Origin of the sequence: Enterobacter sp. A103 (assembly GCF_034427535.1) — a bacterium.
Lineage (GTDB): Bacteria > Pseudomonadota > Gammaproteobacteria > Enterobacterales > Enterobacteriaceae > Enterobacter > Enterobacter asburiae_B.
The window spans coordinates 1-1,123 of record NZ_JAXQPQ010000032.1 but is presented as its reverse complement, the minus strand read 5'-3'; the positions used below and the strand labels follow the sequence as shown (position 1 = coordinate 1,123).

General features: G+C 50.0%; 2 tRNA genes and 2 rRNA genes. All 4 read left to right on the top strand.

Features of this window, described 5'->3' with window-relative positions:
- A 16S ribosomal RNA gene (locus tag SPH27_RS23015) occupies positions 1-74 on the top strand; the annotation flags it as partial.
- A gap of 69 nt (positions 75-143) precedes the next feature.
- A tRNA-Ile gene (locus SPH27_RS23010) sits at positions 144-220 on the top strand.
- A 42-nt stretch (positions 221-262) separates the two neighbouring features.
- Positions 263-338 (top strand) — tRNA-Ala (locus tag SPH27_RS23005).
- A 171-nt stretch (positions 339-509) separates the two neighbouring features.
- Positions 510-1,123 (top strand): 23S ribosomal RNA (locus SPH27_RS23000); the annotation flags it as partial.

The window sequence follows — 1,123 nt, the reverse complement described above, 5'->3', positions numbered from 1 at the left end:
CTTTGTGATTCATGACTGGGGTGAAGTCGTAACAAGGTAACCGTAGGGGAACCTGCGGTTGGATCACCTCCTTACCTTAAAGAACCTGCCTTTGTAGTGCTCACACAGATTGTCTGATGAAAAACAGCAGTAAAAATCTCTGCAGGCTTGTAGCTCAGGTGGTTAGAGCGCACCCCTGATAAGGGTGAGGTCGGTGGTTCAAGTCCACTCAGGCCTACCAAACTCCTTTTAAAGGATGAGCGGTACAGAGATTGCAAACGATGGGGCTATAGCTCAGCTGGGAGAGCGCCTGCTTTGCACGCAGGAGGTCTGCGGTTCGATCCCGCATAGCTCCACCATCTTTTACTGCGAACACAAGAAAACTTCAGAGTGAACCTGAAAAGGTGCACTGCGAAGTTTTGCTCTTTAAAAATCTGGATCAAGCTGAAAATTGAAACGACACATCTTTAATGGTGTGTTCGAGTCTCTCAAATTTTCGCAATCAGAAGTGAAACATCTTCGGGTTGTGAGGTTAAGCGACTAAGCGTACACGGTGGATGCCCTGGCAGTCAGAGGCGATGAAGGACGTGCTAATCTGCGAAAAGCGCCGGCGAGGTGATATGAACCTTTGACCCGGCGATGTCCGAATGGGGAAACCCAGTGCAATTCGTTGCACTATCGTTAACTGAATACATAGGTTAACGAGGCGAACCGGGGGAACTGAAACATCTAAGTACCCCGAGGAAAAGAAATCAACCGAGATTCCCCCAGTAGCGGCGAGCGAANGTCGCACGGTACAGGGTGACAGTCCCGTACACGAAAGCACACAGGTTGTGAACTCGAAGAGTAGGGCGGGACACGTGGTATCCTGTCTGAATATGGGGGGACCATCCTCCAAGGCTAAATACTCCTGACTGACCGATAGTGAACCAGTACCGTGAGGGAAAGGCGAAAAGAACCCCGGCGAGGGGAGTGAAAAAGAACCTGAAACCGTGTACGTACAAGCAGTGGGAGCACCTTCGTGGTGTGACTGCGTACCTTTTGTATAATGGGTCAGCGACTTATATTCTGTAGCAAGGTTAACCGTATAGGGGAGCCGAAGGGAAACCGAGTCTTAACTGGGCGTTAAGTTGCAGGGTATAGA